This is a genomic window from Pedobacter sp. 01N416 (genome assembly GCF_056399685.1).
The window spans coordinates 1-1,418 of sequence record NZ_JBFTRT010000894.1 but is presented as its reverse complement, the minus strand read 5'-3'; the positions used below and the strand labels follow the sequence as shown (position 1 = coordinate 1,418).

The 1,418-nt window shown below is 35.8% G+C and carries 2 protein-coding genes; both read right to left on the bottom strand.

Going from position 1 to position 1,418, the window contains the following annotated elements:
- Window positions 1-318: 318 nt before the first annotated feature.
- Window positions 319-450 carry a hypothetical protein gene (locus AC1DND_RS28200; protein WP_262897887.1) on the bottom strand — a complete coding sequence of 44 codons (132 nt, stop codon included), beginning with the start codon at window positions 448-450 and terminating at the stop codon, window positions 319-321.
- A 220-nt stretch (window positions 451-670) separates the two neighbouring features.
- Window positions 671-1,252, bottom strand: a complete 582-nt coding sequence (locus AC1DND_RS28195) for an HPP family protein (protein WP_477586199.1) — start codon at window positions 1,250-1,252, stop codon at window positions 671-673.
- Window positions 1,253-1,418: the final 166 nt, after the last annotated feature.

The window sequence follows — 1,418 nt, the reverse complement described above, 5'->3', positions numbered from 1 at the left end:
GCCATTTAAATGAGATGGTTTTTAATTTTTTCATCATTGCAATGGCTCTTTATATATAATATAAAGAATTACAAAATTGCAACTACAACAAAAACAGCGAGTGCTGCTAAAAGATCTACATCCTCTGTAGTCATAAAATTTATTTCAATCGAATTTATCGCGTTGTCCAAAGGACTCCTACGGAGAGCTTGTCCAAACGCTTAAAAATGCACTAAACCTGCCTCCGAAAGGCTACTATTGACAGCACCTAAAAAACCATATTCGTGCCTTGTATTATTAAGTTCGTACAAAAAAACTTTTGCCTGAACTTTCGGATCGTTACTTGCCATTTTTACCTGGCTTTTTTGCAAACAGATCTATCTCGACCTTTGCCGACTTACCTTTACCTGATTGATAATCAGACGGTGCTTTTTTATTAACACCAGCCTCTTTCTTTTTGTCTCTACTCATCTTTAAATGATTACAGTTTGATAAGACCAATCATCATTGCATAAACAATTCGGTGATTGGAATAAAAAAATACTCATCTAAAATTTAAGATTAGAGAATACCGCAATGGCACATCAGCGAGAGAAAAGCAATGTAATTAGATTATTAATTACTGACATAATCAAATATACATTTATAATAGGCTAAAATCGTCATATCAATATGGTTATCGAGATATATTTTACCTGCGATAGCGATGCCAAACCCTATACCATTTTTTATTATTAGGGTAACTGCGATGCGATGTTCTGTTGTTTATCATTATAGCGACTAACAGTAAAATACTGGCGCCAGATAAAACCGGGCACAGTACGTACAAATAACCTAACGAATGGATTTTAGCAGACCCGATATTGGCTATTAGTGCGGTAGCCCCGCCTGGGGGATGCAGTGTTTTGGTAATCTGCATCAATACAATAGATAAAGAAACCGACAAGGCAGAAGATAACCACACTTCGCCGGGAATAAGTTTATGAACGGTAACGCCTACCAATGCACAAATCACATGCCCACCGATTAAATTCCTCGGCTGTGCCAGTGGGCTGTTTATAATTCCATAAATAAGTACCGATGAGGCACCAAATGAACCGATAAGAAATAGATTATCGTTGGCGGTAAAGTATTTAGAATGGAGTATGCCAATAATGCCAATACCTAAAAACGCTCCAATAAATGTCCAAACGTGTTCTTTAAAATCTACTAAAGTTTCTTTGTAAACAATATATTTTGCTGTGCGAAGGTGCTTTCTTATTCGTGTTCTCATAACCTGTACTGGAGCGCGTGCAAAATTAGCAAAATATACAAGGGAAAAGAGAAAGCTTTATAAATAAAAAAGGGCTGAAAAATTAATTTCAACCCTTTAAAATGATTATTATTTCTGATTTTATTTTTGAGATTGCTCAGGCGCTTTTCCGATCAGATCCATAAAC

Excerpts from the sequence above, each read along its gene's own strand:
- AC1DND_RS28200 (WP_262897887.1), bottom strand. The coding sequence starts at position 450 with ATGAGTAGAGACAAAAAGAAAGAGGCTGGTGTTAATAAAAAAGCACCG.
- AC1DND_RS28195 (WP_477586199.1), bottom strand. The coding sequence starts at position 1,252 with ATGAGAACACGAATAAGAAAGCACCTTCGCACAGCAAAATATATTGTT.